Source organism: Mycetocola spongiae, from assembly GCF_020424085.1.
In the GTDB taxonomy this organism is placed as follows: domain Bacteria; phylum Actinomycetota; class Actinomycetes; order Actinomycetales; family Microbacteriaceae; genus Mycetocola; species Mycetocola spongiae.
Map to the genome: position 1 here is coordinate 779,822 of NZ_CP080203.1, position 21,383 is coordinate 801,204.

General features: G+C 65.4%; 18 protein-coding genes. 4 read left to right on the top strand and 14 right to left on the bottom strand.

The features are described from left to right. Window positions 1-34: 34 nt before the first annotated feature. The 4 genes from KXZ72_RS03695 to KXZ72_RS03710 all read right to left on the bottom strand — a co-directional run bounded on the left by KXZ72_RS03695 (window position 35) and on the right by KXZ72_RS03710 (window position 2,979). Window positions 35-631 carry a hypothetical protein gene (locus KXZ72_RS03695; protein ID WP_226082383.1) on the bottom strand — a complete coding sequence of 199 codons (597 nt, stop codon included), beginning with the start codon at window positions 629-631 and terminating at the stop codon, window positions 35-37. Continuing rightward, the gene (gene rsmH, locus KXZ72_RS03700) at window positions 624-1,592 is read right to left on the bottom strand and encodes a 16S rRNA (cytosine(1402)-N(4))-methyltransferase RsmH (RefSeq protein ID WP_226082386.1); all 969 of its coding nucleotides are present in this window, start codon (window positions 1,590-1,592) and stop codon (window positions 624-626) included. Before rsmH ends, KXZ72_RS03695 begins: the two co-directional genes overlap by 8 nt. A gap of 106 nt (window positions 1,593-1,698) precedes the next feature. Continuing rightward, window positions 1,699-2,130 carry a division/cell wall cluster transcriptional repressor MraZ gene (gene mraZ, locus KXZ72_RS03705; RefSeq protein ID WP_226082388.1) on the bottom strand — a complete coding sequence of 144 codons (432 nt, stop codon included), beginning with the start codon at window positions 2,128-2,130 and terminating at the stop codon, window positions 1,699-1,701. 447 nt (window positions 2,131-2,577) lie between these two features. Then, window positions 2,578-2,979 (bottom strand): DUF3040 domain-containing protein, encoded by a 402-nt coding sequence (locus KXZ72_RS03710; RefSeq protein ID WP_318999883.1) that lies wholly within the window; start codon window positions 2,977-2,979, stop codon window positions 2,578-2,580. A gap of 72 nt (window positions 2,980-3,051) precedes the next feature. Here KXZ72_RS03710 and KXZ72_RS03715 point away from each other — a divergent pair, with 72 nt between their 5' ends. Both KXZ72_RS03715 and KXZ72_RS03720 read left to right on the top strand, forming a co-directional pair. Next, window positions 3,052-4,161: a polyprenyl synthetase family protein gene (locus KXZ72_RS03715; protein WP_226082389.1), complete on the top strand. Its 1,110-nt coding sequence runs from the start codon at window positions 3,052-3,054 to the stop codon at window positions 4,159-4,161. Between the two features lie 89 nt (window positions 4,162-4,250). Beyond that, window positions 4,251-4,673, top strand: coding sequence for a hypothetical protein (locus KXZ72_RS03720; protein WP_226082390.1), 423 nt, complete (start codon window positions 4,251-4,253; stop codon window positions 4,671-4,673). A 28-nt stretch (window positions 4,674-4,701) separates the two neighbouring features. On the opposite strand, the gene KXZ72_RS03725 is transcribed toward KXZ72_RS03720, so the two are convergent. Then, complete coding sequence (locus KXZ72_RS03725) at window positions 4,702-5,043, bottom strand: Rv2175c family DNA-binding protein (protein ID WP_226082391.1); 342 nt, start codon at window positions 5,041-5,043, stop codon at window positions 4,702-4,704. A 168-nt stretch (window positions 5,044-5,211) separates the two neighbouring features. Here KXZ72_RS03725 and pknB point away from each other — a divergent pair, with 168 nt between their 5' ends. After that, complete coding sequence (gene pknB / locus KXZ72_RS03730; RefSeq protein ID WP_226082392.1) at window positions 5,212-7,122, top strand: Stk1 family PASTA domain-containing Ser/Thr kinase; 1,911 nt, start codon at window positions 5,212-5,214, stop codon at window positions 7,120-7,122. 141 nt (window positions 7,123-7,263) lie between these two features. Here the strand turns inward: pknB and KXZ72_RS03735 are convergent, their stop codons facing one another. The 3 genes from KXZ72_RS03735 to KXZ72_RS03745 form a co-directional block, all read right to left on the bottom strand. Then, entirely contained in the window at window positions 7,264-8,601 is a 1,338-nt protein-coding gene (locus KXZ72_RS03735; RefSeq protein ID WP_226082394.1) for a class II 3-deoxy-7-phosphoheptulonate synthase, read from the bottom strand. Window positions 8,602-8,709: 108 nt separating this feature from the next. After that, a complete protein-coding gene (locus KXZ72_RS03740; protein ID WP_226082395.1) occupies window positions 8,710-9,399 on the bottom strand; it encodes a lysophospholipid acyltransferase family protein in 690 nt (229 codons plus the stop codon). Window positions 9,400-9,414: 15 nt separating this feature from the next. After that, on the bottom strand, window positions 9,415-10,362 hold the full coding sequence (locus KXZ72_RS03745) for an ROK family glucokinase (protein WP_226082399.1): 948 nt from the start codon (window positions 10,360-10,362) through the stop codon (window positions 9,415-9,417). Between the two features lie 345 nt (window positions 10,363-10,707). Between KXZ72_RS03745 and KXZ72_RS03750 the strand changes: the two genes are divergently transcribed. Then, the gene (locus tag KXZ72_RS03750) at window positions 10,708-12,528 is read left to right on the top strand and encodes an AMP-dependent synthetase/ligase (protein ID WP_226082400.1); all 1,821 of its coding nucleotides are present in this window, start codon (window positions 10,708-10,710) and stop codon (window positions 12,526-12,528) included. Between the two features lie 55 nt (window positions 12,529-12,583). On the opposite strand, the gene KXZ72_RS03755 is transcribed toward KXZ72_RS03750, so the two are convergent. The 6 genes from KXZ72_RS03755 to KXZ72_RS03780 all read right to left on the bottom strand — a co-directional run bounded on the left by KXZ72_RS03755 (window position 12,584) and on the right by KXZ72_RS03780 (window position 21,303). Next, window positions 12,584-13,300 (bottom strand): hypothetical protein, encoded by a 717-nt coding sequence (locus tag KXZ72_RS03755; protein WP_226082401.1) that lies wholly within the window; start codon window positions 13,298-13,300, stop codon window positions 12,584-12,586. Continuing rightward, a complete protein-coding gene (locus KXZ72_RS03760) occupies window positions 13,297-14,196 on the bottom strand; it encodes an ATP-binding cassette domain-containing protein (protein ID WP_226082402.1) in 900 nt (299 codons plus the stop codon). The genes KXZ72_RS03755 and KXZ72_RS03760 overlap by 4 nt, the downstream gene beginning before the upstream one ends. After that, a complete protein-coding gene (locus KXZ72_RS03765; RefSeq protein WP_226082403.1) occupies window positions 14,193-14,552 on the bottom strand; it encodes a GntR family transcriptional regulator in 360 nt (119 codons plus the stop codon). Before KXZ72_RS03765 ends, KXZ72_RS03760 begins: the two co-directional genes overlap by 4 nt. Before the next feature lie 130 nt (window positions 14,553-14,682). After that, the gene (gene def, locus KXZ72_RS03770; protein WP_226082404.1) at window positions 14,683-15,174 is read right to left on the bottom strand and encodes a peptide deformylase; all 492 of its coding nucleotides are present in this window, start codon (window positions 15,172-15,174) and stop codon (window positions 14,683-14,685) included. Further along, window positions 15,171-17,849: a MinD/ParA family ATP-binding protein gene (locus KXZ72_RS03775; RefSeq protein WP_226082405.1), complete on the bottom strand. Its 2,679-nt coding sequence runs from the start codon at window positions 17,847-17,849 to the stop codon at window positions 15,171-15,173. The genes def and KXZ72_RS03775 overlap by 4 nt, the downstream gene beginning before the upstream one ends. A 46-nt stretch (window positions 17,850-17,895) precedes the next feature. Then, entirely contained in the window at window positions 17,896-21,303 is a 3,408-nt protein-coding gene (locus tag KXZ72_RS03780; protein WP_226082406.1) for a pyruvate carboxylase, read from the bottom strand. Between the last annotated feature and the right edge of the window lie 80 nt (window positions 21,304-21,383).

A 21,383-nucleotide genomic window follows, 5' to 3' on the forward strand; every position in this document is an offset into this window, starting at 1 on the left:
CTCGGGTGGTGCACTGCTATTGCGGGAAGGTTCCCTATCGTGTGGTGGGAGACGGAAGTCCCCCGTCCAACGATACGGGCCCGGTTGCAATCGCAACCTCCGCCGCGCCCGGATTGACCACACTCGCGTCGGGCTTGGTGGCGAGCGGCTCCCCGGCGATTGCGGAGTTCGGAATCAGCGAGGACGGACCCTGCTTGACCGCTCCACCCGGCGCGGGCACTCCCGTGACCTCACCCGTGCTCAGGGTGAGATAGGCGGGGGTACCGCCGAGGGTCATCCCGATGGCCTCGGCATTGGCCGCGATGTACTGGGGCGAGGAAATCGATGCGAGGTCATTGGATAGCGCCTGTCGCTGCCAGCCAAATTCGCGGTGCTGGGTCTGCAGCGCATCCAGCTGATACGCGCCGTGGCTCAGGCCCACGCTGAGGATCAGCTGCACCACAACGATTGCGCCGAGGGCGCCGAGCGAGATGAGTGCGTAGACCAGCTTGGGCTTGCGCCGCATTCCAGCGCCGGCACCCGGCAGGACCGCCCGCAGGCGGCGCTCGGCCGGGGTCTCCGGGGCCTCGGGAAGAGCGGACCAGCCGATTCCGGTGGCCGCAAGATCGTTTCGTGCCAGGTTGTCACTCATTTATTCCGCCCGCCCGCAGTCGTTCCGCCGCGCGCAGCCTTACGGGCTTGGCGCGGGGATTCTCTTCTATTTCGGTTTCCGTGGCCAGCTCGGCGCCGCGCACGAGGAGTTTAAACTTCGCCGCGTGCTCCGGCAGCTCCATCGGGAGCCCGGCCGGTGCCGTGGAGGTGGTGGCCTTCGCCAGGTTGCGCTTCACGATGCGATCCTCGAGGGACTGATAGGACAGCACCACGATGCGTCCCCCCACGTTGAGCGCGTTCAGCGCGGCCGGGATGGCCGTTTCCAGAACGCTGAGCTCGGTGTTGACCTCGATGCGCAGCGCCTGGAATACGCGCTTGGCCGGGTGGCCCTGGCGCGAGATCGCGGCCGGGGTGGCGTCCTGCAGGATCTGCACAAGCTGCCCCGAACGGGTAATGGGCTCCACCTGGCGGGCCGCAATGATGGCCCGGGCGTAGCGTCCGGCGAGCTTCTCCTCGCCGAAGTCCTCAAAGATTCGCCGCATATTGCCCTCGTTATACGTGGCAAGAATGGTTTCGGCGGTGAGTTCGCTGGTATCGTCCATGCGCATATCCAGCGGCGCGTCCTGCGAATAGGAGAAGCCGCGCTCGGCGCGGTCCAGTTGCAGCGAGGACACCCCGAGGTCAAAGAGCACCGCGTCGATCCGGGCTACCCCGGCGCTTTCCAGCGCGGCGGGAATGCCGTCATAAACGGTGTGTACGAGGTGTGCGCGATCGGCGACCCCCGCCTGCTCCAGGCGCTGCCCGGCGATGGCGAGGGCATCGCGGTCGCGGTCCAGCCCGATCAGGCGCAGTTCCGGGAACCGGGTAAGCATGGCCACCGAGTGGCCGCCCATTCCCAGCGTGCCGTCGAGAACCACGGCACCGGGACGCGAGAGCGCGGGCTCCAGCAGGCCGATGCAGCGCTCCAACATGACGGGGGTGTGAATGTTGTCAAATTCCATAATCTTCTCCGTACTGCCCCTGGATCCTGATCCCCATCCGTTCCCGCCAGCCACCGGGGAAGTGTGGCTGGAGAATCAAACGGCGTGGGGGGTCGGGGTTCAGGGACTAAAACAGTCCCGGAATCACCTCCTCCGCGGTATCGGCGAAGGCGACCTCCTGCTCGGCCAGGTAGGCCTCCCAGGCGTCGGTATCCCAAATTTCGGCGCGGCTTCCCGCGCCGATGACCGTGAGCTCCCGGCTGAGCCCCGCGTAATTGCGCAGGGGGGCCGGGATGCTGATCCGATTTTGTTTATCGGGGGTTTCGGCGCTGGCGCCGGATAAAAATACCCGGAGGTAGTCCCGGGCCTGCTTGCTCGTGACCGGGGCCTGCCGAATCTTTTCGTGCATCGACTCAAACTCGCGGTTGCTGAACACATAGATGCAGCGTTCCTGCCCGCGGGTCATGACGACTCCCCCGGCGAGTTCCTCGCGGAACTTCGCCGGCAGGATGAGGCGGCCCTTTTCATCGAGTTTGGGAGCATACGTGCCAAGAAACATGACCACCCCGCCCTTCCCCGAATCGGACCCCAACACCAATTACCCCCACTTTACTCCACGATCTACCACTTTCCTAGGATTTGCGACAGTTTTGACGTCAATTTGCGCCGCGTGCCCTTTATTTATAAGGAAGTTGTTAGTGGAGGGAAATGGAGGCATTTTCACCCCGGTGGAGAAAATGGGCAAAAAAAATATCCCGTTTGGCCGCAAAACCGCGGGCAAACGGGGGTCATCCGCCCCTCCTTTCGCGGAGGGGAGGCGCTCGGGGAGGGAAGTGGAGTGCCGCAATTTTATTCACCTGGGAGTTCCCACATACCCGGATGGAACCCTCCCCCCTCGGCGCGTCGCCGGGGCATAAAAAAACCCCGCCTCGGGGGCGGGGCGGGGGCGGAGAAGCCGCGGACATAAAAAACGGCCGACCCCGAGGGGCCGGCCGCGTTCTAAAAGCTAGCGCTGGTTATCGTCGCGCTTATCCCAGCGATCGTTCATGCGATCCATGAAGCCGCCGGAGGAGGCGGGGGCCTGACGGCCGCCGGACTTATTGCTTGCAAAAAACTGCTCGGGCTCCACCTTGGCCACGGCATTCTTGGACGGGGTGATGGCAACCATGACCCCACCGAGCATGGCGATGAAGCCGATGATGCCGATCACGGGCTGCTGCAGGACCACACCCACGATGAGGGCACCGATGCCCAGAATCGCAATTAGTGCGCCCAGAGCAATGCTCCGATAGCTCGGCCTTCCACGCTTATCGCCCGCGGTCGACACAAAATCGGCGTCGTGACCGTAGAGATTGCGTTCCATCTCGTCGAGAAGACGCTGCTCCTGCTCGGATAGTGGCATACCCATCGCCTCCTACTTAAGTTCTGCGCTTATGCGCCTACCTCAGTCTAGCCGTCTCGGGAAAGCTAAGCTAGACGCGTGAATGAAACCGTGCAGCTTCGTGACCAGGTTCAAACGCGGACCGAGGCCTTCCTGGCCGACCGCAGGACAATTCTCTCGCGCATCTCCCCCGACCTTGCGCCGTTTTCAGATTTCTCCCAGACCTTTCTCAGTGGAGGCAAGCGATTTCGCGCCACCTTCGCGCTGTGGGGATGGCGCGCCGTAACCGAGCACTCAGCCCCCTCCCGCCTGCACGAGGAGCGCGCCCGCGCCGAGATCATTGGGATCGGCAGCGCCGTGGAAATGTTCCACGCCGCGGCCCTCGTCCACGACGACATCATCGATAACTCCGATACCCGGCGCGGGGCCCCCGCGATCCACCGCCGATTCGAGGCACTCGCGGCCGCGGGCGGCTGGACCGGAATCCACGCCGAGTTTGGCGTGGGCTCGGCCGTGCTCTACGGCGATATGCTGCTGTCCTGGAGCGATGAGCTCATGAACGACACCATCGATTCCCTGGACCGCCGCGACTGGGCCGCCGCCGTGCGCGCCGAATACTCGATGATGCGCACCGAGGTGACCGCGGGACAGTATCTCGACATCCTGGAGGAAAACGCCTGGCAGGGTTATAGCGACGCCGAGCTGGTGGAGCGCGCCCACCGCATCCTCACCTATAAGTCCGCCAAATACAGTGTGGAAGCCCCGCTTGCGCTCGGCTCCCTCGGCGCCGGCGGCACGGAGGAGCAGGTGCGTGCGCTGCGCGAATACGGGCTCCCCGTGGGGGTGGCCTTTCAGCTGCGCGATGACGTCCTGGGCGTATTTGGCGATGCCCAGATTACGGGCAAGCCCAGCGGCGATGACCTGCGCGAGGGCAAGCGCACGGTGCTGGTTGCGCTGGCCCGCGCCGAACTCGCGGGTCGGGAGCGGGCCGAATTTGATCGGCTCGTGGGCGATCCGACGCTTAGCGCTACCCAGGTGAGCCACCTGCAGGAGGTCATGCGCCGCACGGGTGCGCTGGATGCGGTGGAGGCGCTCATCGCCGATTCCGTGGCCGCGGGTAAGGCCGCCCTCGTGGGCGCTCCCCTCGGGGAGACCTCGGTGCGCGAGCTTCTGCTCCTCGCGGATAAAGTTAGCGCCCGGGACGCCTAGTGCCCTTCCGTGGCGCGGCAGCTACCGGCGCGATCGATCACGATTCGCGTCGCCGACAGGCCAGGCTGCGTTATAGCCTCGCGGTGACGGTGACCTCCACGCTGGGGATCCTCGGGATTACCGTACTCCTGGAGGGCGCCCAGCTGGGAACGCTTAATCCCGCGGAGGGAGATCCCACGGCGGGACAGATGATCGCGATGATCGCGATCCTCTCCCTGCCCGCCTCCGCATTTTTCTTTGGCGTGCAGCACCTGCTGTTTAACCTCTTTGGTCACCGCACGGCCTGGGCGGGCGCGGTGGCCGCGGGTGCCGCCGCGGCATTTCCGCTCGCGGCGGTGGCACTCATGATGGGGCTCATCCTCAATGTGATGGATGCCCCCACATTTGCCACGATCATCGGAGAAATTGGCATCGAGGCGGTGCTGGATATTCTGTGGCCGGCACTCATGGGCGCGGCCTGGGTGCGGATTCTTCCGCGGGATGTGTTTATCCGGGATAACTGGGGGCGCTAGCGGCGCCCCCAGCACAACGGATGGTGGCCTAGGCCAGGGCCTGGGCGACGCGGCGAACCTCGGTCTTGCGACCGGCATTCAGGGCGTCGATGGGAGCCACGCCGAGGGCGTCATCCACCTCGAGCAACCAGGACATGGCCTCCTCGGTGCTGAAACCGGCGTCCTCCAGGAGGAACAGGGTGCCCCGCAGATAAACGAGGGGTTCACCATCGCGCAGGAAATCGGCCGGCACGCTCAGGACACCCTCATGGCGAATGGCCAGGAGATGCTTATCCTCGATGAGGCGCCGGATACGGCTGGGGGTTAGGTCTAATAGGTCTACCAGGGCAGGAATCGAGAGCCACTCTCGCTGCGAAATTGCGTCAGTCACGCAATAAGTCTCCCACGCGAGGGGCCCGCGTTTCGACGTTCCCGGGGAAATTTTTGCGTAGCGCGTAAATTCACCGTGGATTAAGCGCCACGGGCGGTGTTTTGACGCTCCCATTCGGGGGCGTACGCATAAGCTTGCAGGGTGACCTCTAGCCAGCAGACTGACCCGATGATCGGCCGTCTTATCGACGACCGCTATCAGGTGCGCTCGCGCATCGCGCGCGGCGGCATGGCCACGGTGTATCTCGCAACCGATCTGCGCCTCGAGCGCCGCGTTGCACTTAAGGTGATGCACGGCCATCTCTCCGATGACACCAATTTCAAAAACCGGTTTATCCAGGAGGCCCGCTCGGCGGCGCGCCTGGCCGACCCCAATGTGGTGAGCGTTTTTGACCAGGGCCAGGATCACGATATGGCCTATCTGGTCATGGAGTACCTGCCCGGCATCACCCTGCGCGAGTTGCTGCGTGATCACGGCAAGCTCACCGCGCGCCAGGTCATCGACATCATGGATGCCGTCACGAGCGGCCTCGCCGCGGCGCACCGCAATGGCATCGTGCACCGCGATCTTAAGCCCGAAAATGTTCTCCTCGCCGATGACGGCCGCATTAAGATCGGCGATTTTGGTCTCGCGCGCGCCGTGACCGCGCAGACCGGCAGCGGCCAGGCCCTGCTGGGCACCATCGCCTATCTCTCCCCCGAGCTGGTCACCCGCGGCGAGGCCGATGCCCGCAGCGATATCTACGCCCTGGGCATCATGATGTACGAGATGCTCACCGGCGAACAGCCCTATAAGGGCGAGCAGCCGATGCAGATCGCCTATCAGCACGCCAATGAATCGGTGCCGCGCCCGAGCGCCCGGGTCTCCACGATCCCCGCGGATCTGGACGACCTGGTGCTGTGGGCCACCGAACGCGAGCCCTCCGAGCGTCCCCTGGACGCCGGCGAACTCCTGGAGCGGCTGCGCGAGGTTGAGCGTTCGCTTGGCCTGAGCGCCGTTCCGGCCCCCGTGACCGGGGCCACCACCGTATTCCCCACCCTGATCGGCGGCGGCGATAGCGCCGAGCTGACCCAGGTCCTCACCTCCTCCGCGGTGCGCACCGGGCCAATCGACCCCCACGACCCCACCTCGGCACTGAGCGTGAAGGCCAACCGCCGGGCTCGTACCGGCTGGTGGGCACTCATCATCGTGCTGATGCTTGCGGTGGGAGCGGGCACCACGGGCTGGTATTTCAGCGCGGGCCCCGGCGGAATGATCGAGATGCCCGCGCTGGAAAACCGCAGTGCCGAGGAGGCCATCGCCACGCTCACCGAGCTGGAGCTGGTTCCCAACCGCGCCGAGGACTACAGCCTGAGCGTGCCCGCGGGCACCGTGATCTCCACCGATCCCGCGGGCCCCGCGCGGCTCGCGCGCGATACCGCGGTCACCGTGACCGTCTCGCTGGGGCTCAAGCCCGTGGCGCTGGGTCCGCTCGCGGGCCGGGCAATCGAGGAGCTGCGGCCCATCCTGGCGGAGAATAATCTCACCGAGGGCACCATCACCGAACGCTTCTCGGCCAAGGCCCCCGCCGGCACCGTCATCACCGCCTCCTCGGCGGGCGAGGACATCACCGCCTCGGGAGATACCCACTGGGGCCAGACCCTCGACTTTGTGATCTCGGCGGGCTCGATCCCGCAGGTCACGGGGCTCGGCGAGCCCGAGGCCCGCGCCAAGCTCACGGCCATCGGCCTGAACGTGGCCGCCGAGGCGCGGCAGGAGTTTAACGACGACGTGGCCGCCGGCATCGTGCTGGGCGTGGTGGAGATCCGCGATGGGGCCACCCTGGAGAAGGGCTCCACCGTGACCCTCACGGTCTCCAAGGGCCCCGATCTGGTGGCCGTTCCGGACGTCGCGGGTAAGCCCGTGAAGGCCGCGCGGCAGACCCTCACCGATGCCGGATTTACCGTGACCGTAAAATCCGATATTCCGCAGGCTGTTTCCGATCTGCTGGGCGATGCCTTCACGGTGCGCTCCACCAGCCCCGGCGGCGGAGAAAAGGTCAAGCGCGGTTCCGCGATCACCATCCAGGCCAACTTCTAGCCGCGCCCCGTCTCGGAATCCCGCCGCCCGCGGTGGCCTTCCGCGCCACGATTGGGCGGCCCCGGCATCGCCGGCCACCTCCCAAAACTAAAACGGCCCGCCACTCCCCGAGGGGAGCGGCGGGCCGCGGGTGTTCCGGGGCTACTCGCCCGCGCGGGCGGTGAGCTCCTCGGCCACCAGGAACGCAAGTTCCAGGGACTGCTTATGGTTCAGGCGCGGGTCGCACAGCGACTCATAGCGCGTCGCGAGGTCGGCCTCATCGATATGCTCGGCACCACCCAGGCACTCGGTTACGTCATCACCCGTGAGCTCCACGTGGATTCCACCGGGGAACGTACCCACCTGGCGGTGCGCCTCAAAGAATCCCTTAACCTCATCCACCACATCGTCAAAACGACGGGTCTTAAAGCCATTGGGCGTGGAGAAGCCGTTGCCGTGCATCGGGTCGGTGACCCAGAGCGGCGTGGAACCCTCGGCCTTAATGGCCTCCAGCAGCGGCGGCAGGGCCTCGCGGATCTTGCCCGCGCCCATCCGCGTGATGAAGGTCAGGCGTCCGGGCTCGCGCTCGGGGTCCAGCTTATCCACGAGGCGCAGCATGTCCTCGGTGGAGGTGGTGGGCCCAAGCTTCACACCGATCGGGTTGCGCACCCGGGACAGGAAGTCCACGTGTGCACCGTCGATCTCGCGCGTACGCTCACCGATCCAGATGAAGTGTGCCGAGGTGTTATAGGGCGTACCGGTGCGCGAGTCGATGCGCGTCATCGGCCGCTCATAGTCCATCAGCAGACCCTCGTGGCCGGTGTAGAACTCCACACCGCGCAGCGAGTTAAAATCGGCTCCCGCGGCCTCCATGAAGCGGATGGCGCGGTCGATTTCCTTGGCCACCTTCTCGTAGCGGGCATTGGCAGGGTTCTTGGCAAAGCCCTGATTCCAGCGGTGCACCTCGCGCAGATCGGCAAACCCACCCTGCGTGAACGCGCGGATCAGGTTCAGCGTGGACGCGGCGGTGTGGTAGCCCTGGACCAGGCGGTCCGGGTTGGCCGCACGCGACTCGGGGGTGAAGTCATAGCCGTTGACGATATCGCCGCGGTAGGCGGGAAGGGTCACGCCATCGCGAGTCTCGTTATCGCTCGAGCGCGGCTTGGCAAACTGGCCCGCCATGCGGCCCATCTTCACCACGGGCATCGAGGCACCATAGGTGAGGACCACGGCCATCTGCAGCAGCGTGCGCACGCGGTCGCGGATCTGGTCGGCGGTGGCGCCGGCGAAAGTCTCGGCGCAATCGCCTCCCTGCAACAGGAAGGCCTTTCCGCTGGCGGCCGCGGCGAGACGCTCGCGCAGCACATCCACCTCGCCCGCAAAAACCAGCGGGGGAAGCGAGGAAATGGTATTTGAGGCCGCCACGACTGCGTCGGGGTTGGGCCAGCTTGGTTGCTGCTTAATCGGCAGTTCGCGCCAATAATCCAGTCCGGCGATCACAGAGGCATCTGCTTGCACAACCGGTTCTAATGGATTTCCCACGGCAATTCCTAATTCTTAAAAGGGGCGTTTTGCTACCGTCTCAGGAGCGAGACGTTGACACACAGCCTAGCGCGTGTTGGCCGGGATTTTATTCTTCAGCGTGCTTGCGTATACGTCCACGTATTCCTGGCGGCTCAGGCGCTGCATTTCGCTCATCAGTTCATCGGTCACCGAGCGCAGGATGAAGCGGTCGCCCTCCATGCCCTCAAACCGGCTGAAGTCCAGGGGCTCGCCGATGATGATGCCCAGGCGGCGCGGCCGCGGCAGTCGTTTGCCGATCGGCATGGCCTTCTCGGTATCAATCATCGCCACGGGAATCACGGTCACGCCGGATTCCAATACCATCCGCGCCACACCCGTGCGGCCGCGATACATGCGCCCATCGGGGCTGCGGGTGCCCTCGGGGTAGATGCCCAATAGTTCGCCGCGAGAGAGCACGCCGAGGCCCGTATTGAGGGCTGCCTCGGAGGCCTTCCCGCCCGAACGGTCGATCGGCAGCTGGCCGGCCGCGTTCATAAACGTCTTCACGGCCCAGCCCTTCAGGCCCTTGCCCGTGAAATAATCGCTCTTCGCGAGGAACGTGACGCGGCGGCGAAGATAGAGCGGAAGAAAAATGGAGTCCACAACGGACAGGTGATTGCTCGCAAGAATGGCGGCGCCGTTCTCGGGGATATTCTCCGCGCCCACCACCCACACACGAAACAGCGGCTTCAAAAGGGGTGCAATGATGCACGACTTCATAATCCGATAAAACATGTGTTCCTCTTTCCCCTAGGCCGGTACGCGTTCGGCGAAACGCCGCGCAATATCGGCCGCACCCACCACGCCGGCGTCGTTGACCAGCTGGGCAATCACAAACTCGGCCTCGGGGTGGTATCCGTGTGCCGGATGATGAGCACGATACGCCCTCCGGATGGGATCCAGCAAGAGCTCGCCGGCCTGGGCCACTCCCCCGCCGATCACAAAGAGCTGCGGGTCCAGGACCGCGCCGAGGCTCGCCGCGGCCTCGCCGATCCGGGTGCCGAGGGTGTCCAGGGCGGCCAGCGCGCCGGGGTCCTGCGCGGTGATCAGGTCGCCGATCAGTGCGCCGTTTAGTCCGTTATGTTCGGCGCGGACGCGGGCCAGCTCGGGGGAACCGGCATCGGCAAGCTCCTCACAATAGCGCTGCAGGGCGCGGCCCGAGGCATATTGTTCAAAGCAGCCCTCGGCGCCACAGCCGCAGGGCAGGCCCCCGGGAACCAGGCGCATATGTCCCAGCTCGGCGGCCACACCAAAGCCGCCGCGGATCAGGCGATCGTTAATCACGATGGCACCCCCCACGCCGGTTCCGATGGTGAGCATGACCATATCGCTGGTGAGCGCACCGGCACCATAAACAAACTCGGCCCAGCCCGCGGCATTGGCGTCGTTTTCGATGATGATCGGAAGCGTGATTTTCTCGGAGAGCTTCTGCCGCAGGGGCTCATTGCGCCAGGCGATATTGGGGGCGTAATACATCGAGGACTGGGCGGCGTCCACAAAGCCCGCGGCGGCCACACCCACGGCGCACACCTCGTGCCGCGCGGAGAGTTCCAGCACCATCTCCACCACGGCGGCCTCGATGCTCGCGGCATCGGTCGCGGCGGTGGGCACCCGCAGTGCCTCCAGGATCTGGCCACCCTCATCCACCACGGCGCCGGCAATCTTGGTTCCGCCGATGTCTATACCGATTGCATGCATGGGGGAAGGAGACCTTTCGGGAGGGGCGGAACGGGGATGATGGTCGAGGGCTCCGGGTTGGTTCCGGGCACCTGACCGAGTTTAGTGTCAGCGATAACATTCGCGCACGTTCGGGTCGGCGCGCATTTGTGCACTCTCGGCGCGGCGTATGCTCCCGGCGCGCCCGGGCGATACCCAAACGCCCCGCGGATGATTTCGGATGGATCAGCCCACGCAACGCCCCGCACGGGGCCCTCCCGTGCACGGAACATACAAATCCTCGGGCCAACGTGGCGACTTTGCCCTCACAGGCGTGCGGCAAACTACACTGGAGGAACCTGACCAAAAGGTAACAAAGGAGATACCGTGGCACAGTTTGAGATTCCCGCCGTCGTCCCCGCCGACCCGGAAGCCAATACAACAGACCTGCTGATTGAGCGCGTGCGCCTCACCCCGGACCGAGTTCTGTTCTCCATCCCCAACGGCGACGGATGGGACGATGTCACCGCCACCGAGTTCCTCAGCCAGGTGGTGGCCCTCGCCAAGGGACTGGTCGCGAGCGGAGTGGAGCCCGGCCAGAAGATCGGCCTGCTCGCCAAGACCAGCTATCAGTGGACGCTGATCGACTTCGCCACCTGGTTCGCCGGTGCCGTGCTGGTTCCCATCTACGAGACCAGCTCCCCCACGCAGATTCAGTGGATCCTGAGCGATTCCGAGGCCACCGCCGTGATCGTGGAGACCGCCGAGCACTTTGCCCGTTTTGACGAGGTGCACGCGGATCTGCCGCTGATCGGCCCGGTCCTGCAGCTGGACCTGGGTGCGCTGGATAAGCTCGTCGCTGCCGGTGCCGCGGTGCCCGATGAGGAGATCGAGCGCCGCCGCAATCTGGCCCGCGGCGAGGACATGGCCACCCTGATTTATACGTCCGGTTCCACCGGCCGCCCCAAGGGCTGCGTCATCATGCACTCCAATTTTGTGGAGCTCTCCCGCAATGCCGCGGTGGGGCTGTCCAAGGTGGTGGAGACGCCCGGCGCCTCCACCGTGATCTTCCTCACCCTGGCCCACGTATTTGCGCGTTTCATCTCGGTACTCGCGATGTATGCGGGTGTGCGCACGGGCCACCAGCACGACACCACCAAGCTCATGCCCGCGCTGGCCACGTTTAAACCCACCTTCCTGCTGGTGGTGCCGCGCGTGCTGGAGAAGGTATATAACTCCGCCGAGCAGAAGGCGGAGACCGGCGGCAAGGGCAAGATTTTCCGCAAGGCCAGCGCCACGGCAATCGAATATTCCAAGGCCCTCGACGCGGGCAAGGTCTCGTTTGGCCTGCGCGCCCGGTTTAAGCTCTATGACACCCTGGTGCTCTCCAAGCTGCGGGCGGCAATGGGCGGCAACGTGGAATATGCGGTATCCGGTTCCGCGCCGCTCGGCCCGCGCCTCGGGCACTTCTTTAAGGCCCTGGGGCTCACCGTGCTTGAGGGCTATGGCCTCACCGAAACCACCGCCCCGGCCACGGTCAACCGCCCCGAGAAGACCAAAATTGGCACCGTGGGAATCCCGATGCCCGGCACCGCCGTGCGCACCGCCCCCGATGGCGAGATCGAGGTGCGCGGAAACTGCGTCTTCAAGGAGTATTGGAATAACCCCGAGGCCACGGAGGAGGCGTTTAACGACGGCTGGTTCCGCACGGGCGACCTGGGCGAGTTTGATTCCGAGGGCTATCTCACGGTCACGGGCCGCAAGAAGGAGATCATCGTCACGGCCGGCGGTAAAAACGTCGCGCCGGCCGCGCTGGAGGACCCGGTCCGGGCCAATCCGCTCGTGAGCCAGATCGTGGTGGTGGGCGATCGCCGCCCGTTTATCGCCGCCCTGATCACGATCGACGCGGAGATGCTGCCCACCTGGCTCAAAAATAACGGCGCCGATACCTCGCTCACGGTGGAGCAGGCAGCACATAATCCCGCGGTCCTTGCCGAGATCCAGGGGGCCATCGATGCCGCCAATACCCGGGTGTCCCGCGCCGAGTCCATTCGCAAATTTGTGATCCTGACCCATGACTTCACCGAGGCCAGCGGTCACCTCACGCCGAAGATGAGCATTAAGCGCGGCGAGATCATGAAGGATTATGCGGATGTGGTGGATGGAATCTACGCCGCCACCCCCACCCAGAATGTCTCGCTGAAATAGCGGCACTAAAATTGCCCCCGGTCCGCGTGGACCGGGGGCAATTTTTCTGTGTGCGCTAGCGCACCGAGGCCGAGCGCAGCAGCACGTAGTTTCCGATGCAGGCCAGCACGATGGTGATTCCGGCCGCCGCCGCGAGCCAGCCCAGCGTAAACAGCCCGGATTCCAGGAGGATCGGCAGGAGGATTCCCGCCAACAGGCCCAGGATAATCACCAGGCCTGCGCCGAGCAGGAGCGGTCCGCGCGTGCCAAAGCGCACGTGGGCCGCACCAAATACGCCGCCGAGGCTCAGCACCGTGAGTACCCCGAGGAATACAATCGCGACGAGCCGCACCGGGTCTCCCCCGCCGAGGATATACACGTCCACGAGGTAGGCGTGGGAGAACCACTGATTGGTCAGTTTTTCCAGCCCGAGTGCCGCCAGCAGGAGGAGCGCCGCATAGGCGGCGGTGAGTACGTGGCTCAGCAGGGTGCCGAGGCTAAAATTGCGCCGGGTGGAGCCGAGGCTCAGCGCAAACGGGAACGTGGTCGCGACCGATTGCACCCCCAGATAGCCAAAAAATCCACCGAGGGCCCACAGCATCGCGGGATTGGAACGCGAACCCTGGATCCACTCTGCCGATCCCGGCGTGGAGCCCAGGCGATAGAAGATAAACGTGATCACGCCGGAGATCAGCAGCGTCAGGATGATCGTAAACACGGGCATCCCAAACATCAGCTTGCGGCGCACATAGTGCAGGCGGAGAACGTCGAGTGCGGTGGATGTGGCGCTCATGAGCGGGCCTCCGAATCGGTGGTGGTATCAACGGAGCCATAGGTGGCAACCAGCTCCTGCAGGCTCGCGGCGGCGGTTTCGAGGCCGCGTTCGCGGGCCGCGGCCGCCTCGGCGGGCAGCAGGCGCCCGGCGATGGTCACGGCCGCGAGGCCGCCCACGCGGTGCGTATGCAGGATCTTCCGACCCTCAACCTGGGCAAGAACCACGGCGGCGGGGCCGCTCACGGTATAGGCGGAGGCGAGGGCCTCCTCCACTCCGGCGGCCAGCACAACGCGGCCGGCCTCCACCACAATCACGGATTCAAAGATGGCCTCCATCTCGTCGATCAGGTGCGTGGAGATCAGCATCGTGCGGGGGTGGGCCGCATAATCGCGCAGCAGCGCATCATAAAAAATCCGGCGGGCGGTGGCGTCCAGGCCCAGATAGGGCTCATCAAAGATGGTGACCTCGGCGCGGCTCGCGAGGCCCAGCACGATACCGAGGGAGGAGAGCTGTCCGCGCGAGAACTTACGGACGTCGATGCGCGCGGGCAGTCGAAATGCCGCCACCAGTTCGGCGGCGAGTTCGGCGGACCAGGCGGCGTGGAAGCGCGGGGCGATCCGCAGGGCGTGGGTCAGGGTGAGATCATCCGGGTAGCGCTGGTTATCCCGCAGGAAGCTCAGCCGGGAGTCCACGGCGGCGTTTTCGAAGGGGTTCTCCCCGAATACCCGCACGGTGCCCGAGCCGGGACGGTCGTGCCCCGCGATCAGGGACATCAGCGTGGTTTTGCCCGCTCCGTTTCGGCCCAGCAGGCCGGTGATCGAATCGCGCGGCACGTCGAGCGTAATATCGCTCAGGGCGAGTGTGGGGCCAAAGGAGCGCGATACCCCCTTGAGTCGAATGGCCGTCTCGGTCATGGGTGGTCCTTTCTGGAAATGAGGGCGATGATATCGGTGGTATCCAGCCCGAGGCGTTCGGCCTCGATCAGGAGCGGGCGAATATAGGTGCCGTGAAATTCGGCGCTTCGTTCGGCGATCAGGGCGTCGCGGGCCCCCTCGCTGACAAACATTCCGAGGCCGCGCCGCTTATGCAGGATGCCCCGGTCCACGAGCTGGTTAAGTCCTTTGCCCACCGTGGCCGGGTTGATGCGGTGGAACGCGGCGAGCTCCGTGGTGGAGGGCACCTGGTCGCCCGTGGCATAGGTACCCGCGACGATGCCGTTCTCGATGAGTTCGGCGATGCGAAGAAATATGGGACGAATATCGTCTTCCACGGAACCCCCTTCTTCATTGGTTAGTTACTGCAGTAATGAACCTAGCAACCCGGGGCACGCGGCGCAACCCCGCGGGCAAAAAAGAACGACCCCCATCCGATGGATGGGGGTCGTAAAAACGCCGGGATCTTTAGAACCAGGAGCTCTCGCGGATCTGCTTCATGGCCGCACGCCGGTTTTCCTTGGTCAGGCGGTCCAGATAGAGCAGCCCGTCAAGATGGTCCACCTCGTGCTGCAATGCCTGGGCGAGCACACCCGTGCCCGCGACCTCAACGGTATTACCGTCCAGATCGATACCCACGGCGCGCGCAAAGGGATAGCGCTCCACCGGGTACCAGAGCTCGGGAACCGAGAGACAGCCCTCGTCCACAAACTCCTTCTCCCCGGAAACCTCCACGATCGTGGGGTTGATCAGATAGCCGATCTCGCCGTCCACGTTATAGCTGAAGGCCCGCAGGTTCACACCGATCTGGCTCGCCGCCACACCGGCGCGTCCGGGCAGCCGCACCGAGTCCAGCAGATCCTGCACGAGGCCGCGCACGCGGTCGTCAATCTGCTCGACCGGATCGGAGACGGTCTTCAGGACCGGGTCTCCGAAGATCCGAATTTCGCGTTCGCTCATTTGGCCTCATTATTTGCGCGGTGGGTGGGAACGGCGGGCAAACCCTCAACCACAAGCGCGGCGAGCTTGCGGGCAGCGAGGCGGGTTTCGGGCTGCAGGTGCTCAAACGCGATCGCGGAACCCGCGGCCAGCTGCGGATCAAAGGGCACACGAACCACGGCGCGCACGCGCGTGGCAAAGTGGCGTTCGATCTCGTCCAGGCGGACCACCTTGGTCCCGTGGGAGGTGGCATTGAGGACCACCACGGCGTTCTTCACGAGTTCGGAATAGCCGTTCAGGTCCAGCCAGGTGAGGGTTTCGGAGGCGAGCTTCGCCTCGTCCACGCTGCCACCGCTGATAATCACGATGGTATCCGCGCGCTCCAGGGTGGGGGTCATCACGGAGTGGACGATGCCGGTGCCACAATCGGTGAGAATCAGCGAATAATACTTCGAGGCCAGATCGGCTACAACGTTATACTCGTGCGCGCTGAAGGCCTCGGAGCGGCTCGGATCGGTATCGGAGGCCAGCACGTCCAGGCGCGTGGCATCGCGAGCCACGTGATCGGAGAACTCGTTATATCCGTCGATGGTTTTGGCATCGCGCACCACATCGCGCACCGTATAGCGGCTCTGATGGGCGATGCGCTCGGCGAGGGTACCCCGATCGGGATTGGCATCAATCGCGATGACACGATCGCTGCGGGCATCCGCGAGGGCCATGCCCAGCAGCGCGGTGATCGTGGTCTTTCCGACGCCACCCTTGCGGGTGAGGACCGGAATGAAGCGCGCCCCTCCGGTGAGGGGGCGACCGATCTTGGCGTCCAGCTCCTTGCGCAGGCGCTCGGGCTTGGCGTCACCCAGGTTAATCAGGTGCCCCGAGATGCCATAGGTAAAGCGACGCCAGAATCCGGTGGGGTGTGGGCGGCGGGAGGGCCGGTTATCCAGCAGGCGATCGGCGGTCAGGAGCGCCGCGGATTCGGGACCCACGGCCGTTCCGGTCTTCGCCCCGTGGCCCGAACCCGTGGGACGGGTCGCGGCCACGGCGGCCGAGGAGACGGGAACCGGAACGGCTCCCTCGGCGGGACGGGTTTTGGTGCTGCTCGCGGGGGTACCTGACTGCTCGGTCATTTCCTGGCTTTCTGGGGCGGGAGCCGCGGCCGCGGGCTGCGCGGGGGCAGTCGCGGCGCTCTCGCCGGTGATGTCGGTGGTGGAGGATTCGGTGGCGTTATCCGCGACCGAATCGGAGTCGGCGTCTGCACGCTTATCCGCCTCGACACTAGTGCCTGAATTATCGGCGACGCTTTCCACGGGACCGCTCCCGCTGTTGGCGCTGTCGCCTCCGGGGTTCTCCCCCGCCGTTATGGCGTCCACGGCGGCCGGCTCGGCGGGCTCGGTCACGGCCGGTTCGGCGGCGTCCGGCTCGGCGGGGATTATGGCCTCCGCGGCGGCCTTGGACTTGCCCTTGGACTTGGTTTTTGCCTTGGATTTCGTCTTTGCCGGGGCGGCCTCCTGCACGGGGGCGGGAGCGGGGGCCTCCGCTGTGGCCTCGGGCTCGGCGGCCCGGGACTCGGGGATCTCGCGGGCCGCGGCGGCCTCGCGCTCCTGCTGTTCGCGGGCAGCCTCGGCGGCGCGGAGAAGCTCCGCGGCCCACTCGGCCTCCTGACGCGCCACGGCAGCATCCTTTTCTGCCTCGGCCAGGCGTTCCGCCTCGAGTTCACGCTCAAATTCGCGCTCCTCCTCGGCCAGGCGCTCGGCCTCGGCAACACGCTCGGCTTCCGCCACGCGCTCGACCTCGGCAACGCGCTCGGCCTCAGCTACACGCTCGGCCTCAGCAACGCGCTCGGCCTCAGCCACACGCTCGGCCTCAGCCACACGCTCGGCCTCAGCCACACGCTCAGCCTCAGCCACACGCTCAGCTTCCGCTACACGCTCAGCCTCAGCTACACGCTCAGCTTCCGCAACACGCTCGGCTTCCGCAACACGCTCCTCCTCGGCCAGACGTTCGACCTCAGCCACACGCTCGGCCTCAGCCACACGCTCGGCCTCAGCTACGCGCTCAGCTTCAGCTACACGCTCGGCTTCCGCAACACGCTCCTCCTCGGCCAGACGCTCAGCCTCAGCTACACGCTCAGCCTCAGCCACACGCTCAGCCTCAGCTACACGCTCTGCTTCCGCAACACGCTCCTCCTCGGCCAAGCGCTCGATCTCAGCAGCACGCTCAGCTTCAGCCACACGCTCAGCCTCGGCCACACGCTCAGCCTCGGCCACACGCTCGGCTTCCGCAACACGCTCGGCCTCGGCGGCCTCCTCGGCCTCGGCGGCCTCCTCGGCCTCGCGTTCGGCCTGCTCCACGCGCTCGCGCTCGGCAGCCTCCTCCGCGATGCGTACCTCGGCCGCCTCCAGGGCCACCAGCGCCGCGTCCTCCGCGGCGTGCATCTCGTCAACCGAGAGGGGGCTGGGGCGTTCGGACGCCTCGCTCTCGCCCTGCTCGGAGGGATCGATGAGGTCATCGCCGAGGACATCCTCGTCGTAATCGTCCTCATCCTCATAGTTCATGAGTCCCGCCACGGGGATCGATACCGTGGCCGGTGCCGTAACACTCATGGTTACGGCACCGGGGTCCACGTCATCGAGCGGCGGAATTACGTATTCGTGCTCGTCCATGGCAGAGCCCTGATCGGCCTTTGATGCCATTTGCCTTGCCTCCAGCTATCTGAGCACGAACCGTTTAGTTCGTGCCTTATTCGCTCGCGCTGATTACCGCGATGAGATCGCCGGCCTCCACCTGCTGGGTGCCGCTCATCGCCAGTCGCTCAATTTTTCCAGCAATGGAAGCCGTAATTGCGGCCTCCATTTTCATCGCCTCAATGGAGGCCACGGGAGTTCCCGCCGCCACCACATCGCCAACCTGACCCTTAAGAGTAACAACTCCGGAGAAGGGTGCCGAAACATGACCGGGATTCGAGGGGTCGGCCTTCTCCGCCACGGCGGTTTCCACGGCAATGGAACGGTCGCGGATGAATACCGGTCGCAGCTGCCCGTTCATGATCGTCATGACCGTGCGCATGCCCTTGCTATCGGGGGCACCGATGGCCTCCAGCCCGGTATATAGGCGCACTCCCTTGGAGAACTCCACTACCGTCTCCTCGCCCTGCTCGAGGCCGTAGAGATAATCGGCGGTGGCCAGGATCGACAGGTCACCATACTGCTCATTGGAGCGCTCATAGGTCGCGGTCGGGGCCGGGAAGAGCAGACGGTTCAGCGTCGCGCGCCGCTCGGCCGAGGTGCCATCCAGCAGCGCGGCATCCGCGGCGGAGACCTCCTCCACCTCGATGTTGATGTTGCGACCGGCCAGGACCTTGCTGCGGAAGGGCTCGGGCCAGCCGCCGGGCAGATCGCCCAGCTCGCCCGCCATGAAGCCCACCACGGAATCCGGAATATCAAAACGCTCCGGGTTCTGCTCAAACTCCGCGGGGTCGGCGCGCACCGCCGCGAGGTGCAGCGCGAGGTCACCCACAACCTTGGAGGACGGCGTGACCTTGGGCACACGGCCGAGGATCTTATTGGCCGCGGCGTACATGTCCTCGATCAATTCAAAGTCATCCGCGAGGCCCAGCGCGATGGCCTGCTGGCGCAGGTTGGAGAGCTGGCCACCCGGGATCTCGTGGTGGTATACCCGGCCGGTCGGGCCGGACAGGCCCGATTCGAAGGGCTTATAAATATTGCGCACGGCCTCCCAATAGGGCTCCAGATCGGCCACGGCGCGCAGGCTGAGGCCCGTATCGCGATCGGTATGGGCCAGGGCGGCCACCAGCGAGGAGAACGAGGGCTGGCTGGTGGTGCCGGCCATCGGGGCGCTGGCCACATCCACGGCATCCGCGCCGGCCTGCGAGGCCGCGAGCAGCGTCGCGAGCTGGCCGCCGGCGGTATCGTGCGTGTGCACCACCACGGGCAGGTCAAAGCGCTCGCGCAGCGCCGATACCAGGCGTGCGGCCGCCGCGGGACGCAGCAGACCCGCCATGTCCTTAATCGCGAGCATATGCGCGCCGGCATCAACGATCTGCTGGGCGAGCTCCAGGTAGTAGTCGAGGGTATACAGGTCCTCGGCGGGGTCCAGCAGGTCGCCGGTATAGCACAGTGCGACCTGGGCCACGGCGGTGCCCGTGGCGAGCACGGCCTCGATCGCGGGACGCATCTGTTCCACGTCGTTAAGCGCGTCGAAGATGCGGAAAATATCCACACCGCTCTCGGCCGCCTCGCGCACAAACGCGTCGGTCACGCTCGTGGGATAGGGAGTATACCCCACGGTATTGCGGCCGCGCAGCAGCATCTGAATCGGCACATTGGGCATCGCCTCGCGCAGCTTCACGAGGCGCTCCCAGGGGTCCTCCCCGAGGAAACGCAGCGCCACGTCATAGGTCGCGCCGCCCCAGGCCTCCACCGAGAGCAGCCCCGGGGTCATCCGGGCCACATAGGGCGCGGCGGCCACAAGATCGCGGGTACGCACGCGGGTGGCCAGCAGCGACTGGTGGGCATCGCGGAACGTGGTCTCGGTCACGCCGAGGGCGGTCTGCGCGCGCAGGGCCGCGGCAAAACCGACGGGGCCCAGCTCCAGCAGGCGCTCGCGCGAACCCAGCGGCACGGGGGCGCTCAGGTCCAGGGTCGGTAGCTTCTCGGCCGGGTCGATCTGGATCGGGCGCGCACCATAGGGCTTATTCACGGTGACATCGGCGAGCCAGTTCAGGATCTTGGTGCCGCGGTCCTTGGACACGTGGCCGGCCAGCAGCTGCGGGCGCTCGTCGATAAACGACGTGCTGAGGTCCCCGGCCTCAAACGAGGGGTCCTCGAGTACCGCCTGCAGGAACGGGATATTCGTGGAGACGCCGCGAATTCGGAACTCGGCGAGGGCGCGCTTGGCACGCACCACCGCGGCGGGGAAATCGCGTCCGCGGCACGTCAGCTTTGCGAGCATCGAGTCGAAGTGCGGGCTGATCTGCGCGCCGGCGTTAATGGTTCCACCATCGAGGCGGATTCCGCCACCGCCCGGCGAGCGATACGTGGTGATCTTTCCGGTATCCGGGCGGAAGCCCTGCGTGGGATCCTCGGTGGTGATGCGGCACTGCAGCGCGGCCCCGCGGATCACCAGGGTGTCCTGGCTCAGGCCAATATCCTCGAGGGTATCCCCCGCCGCAATGCGCATCTGCGCCTGCACGAGGTCCACATCGGTGATCTCCTCGGTCACGGTGTGTTCCACCTGGATGCGCGGGTTCATCTCGATGAACACGTGCTCTCCGGCGCGCTCGCCCGCGGTATCCACGAGGAACTCCACGGTTCCGGCGTTGGCATAGTTGATCGAGCGGGCAAAGGCCACCGCATCACGATAGAGCGCCTGACGCAGCTCCTCGCTGATATTCGGGGCCGGGGCGATCTCCACAACCTTCTGGTTGCGGCGCTGCACCGAGCAGTCGCGCTCAAAGAGATGCATGGTATTGCCCCGCTCATCGGCGAGGATCTGCACCTCGATATGGCGCGGGCGCAGGACCGCCTGCTCCAGGAACATCGTGGGGTCACCAAACGCGCTATCGGCCTCGTGCATCGCCTCGGTCAGCGCGGCGCGCAGCTCACCGAAGGTTTCCACGCGGCGCATACCGCGGCCACCGCCACCGGCGACGGCCTTGGCAAAGAGCGGGAATCCGATTTCCTCGGCACCAGCGAGCAGGGCCTCAACGTCCTGCGAGGCCGGGGTGGAGCGCAGCACGGGCACACCCGCGGCGATCGCGTACTCTTTGGCCGTGACCTTATTGCCGGCCATTTCCAGCACGTTATTGGCCGGGCCGATGAACTTGATGCCGTGCTTGGCGGCCTCGGCGGCGAGGTCGGGATTCTCGGAGAGGAAGCCATAACCGGGGTAGATAGCGTCGGCGCCACTCTCCACGGCCACCCGAATAATCTCGGAGACGTCCAGATAGGCGCGCACGGGATGACCCTTTTCGCCGATCTGATAGGCCTCGTCTGCCTTCAGTCGGTGCATCGAGTTGCGGTCTTCATAGGGGAAAACGGCTACCGTCTTGGCGCCCAGCTCATAGGCGGCCCGAAAAGCGCGAATCGCGATTTCGCCGCGGTTGGCTACGAGGATCTTCTGAAACATGTAAACCTTTCTGGCACCTGTGCCAACCTGCTTATCAGGCATATTTTAGGTGTAGACAGCTTAGTGACGGTAATATCTAT

Excerpts from the sequence above, each read along its gene's own strand:
- KXZ72_RS03695 (WP_226082383.1), bottom strand. The coding sequence starts at position 631 with ATGAGTGACAACCTGGCACGAAACGATCTTGCGGCCACCGGAATCGGC.
- KXZ72_RS03745 (WP_226082399.1), bottom strand. The coding sequence starts at position 10,362 with ATGCATGCAATCGGTATAGACATCGGCGGAACCAAGATTGCCGGCGCC.
- def (WP_226082404.1), bottom strand. The coding sequence starts at position 15,174 with ATGAGCGAACGCGAAATTCGGATCTTCGGAGACCCGGTCCTGAAGACC.
- KXZ72_RS03740 (WP_226082395.1), bottom strand. The coding sequence starts at position 9,399 with ATGTTTTATCGGATTATGAAGTCGTGCATCATTGCACCCCTTTTGAAG.
- pknB (WP_226082392.1), top strand. The coding sequence starts at position 5,212 with ATGATCGGCCGTCTTATCGACGACCGCTATCAGGTGCGCTCGCGCATC.
- KXZ72_RS03755 (WP_226082401.1), bottom strand. The coding sequence starts at position 13,300 with ATGAGCGCCACATCCACCGCACTCGACGTTCTCCGCCTGCACTATGTG.
- rsmH (WP_226082386.1), bottom strand. The coding sequence starts at position 1,592 with ATGGAATTTGACAACATTCACACCCCCGTCATGTTGGAGCGCTGCATC.
- KXZ72_RS03760 (WP_226082402.1), bottom strand. The coding sequence starts at position 14,196 with ATGACCGAGACGGCCATTCGACTCAAGGGGGTATCGCGCTCCTTTGGC.
- KXZ72_RS03775 (WP_226082405.1), bottom strand. The coding sequence starts at position 17,849 with ATGGCATCAAAGGCCGATCAGGGCTCTGCCATGGACGAGCACGAATAC.
- KXZ72_RS03780 (WP_226082406.1), bottom strand. The coding sequence starts at position 21,303 with ATGTTTCAGAAGATCCTCGTAGCCAACCGCGGCGAAATCGCGATTCGC.
- mraZ (WP_226082388.1), bottom strand. The coding sequence starts at position 2,130 with ATGTTTCTTGGCACGTATGCTCCCAAACTCGATGAAAAGGGCCGCCTC.
- KXZ72_RS03710 (WP_318999883.1), bottom strand. The coding sequence starts at position 2,979 with ATGGGTATGCCACTATCCGAGCAGGAGCAGCGTCTTCTCGACGAGATG.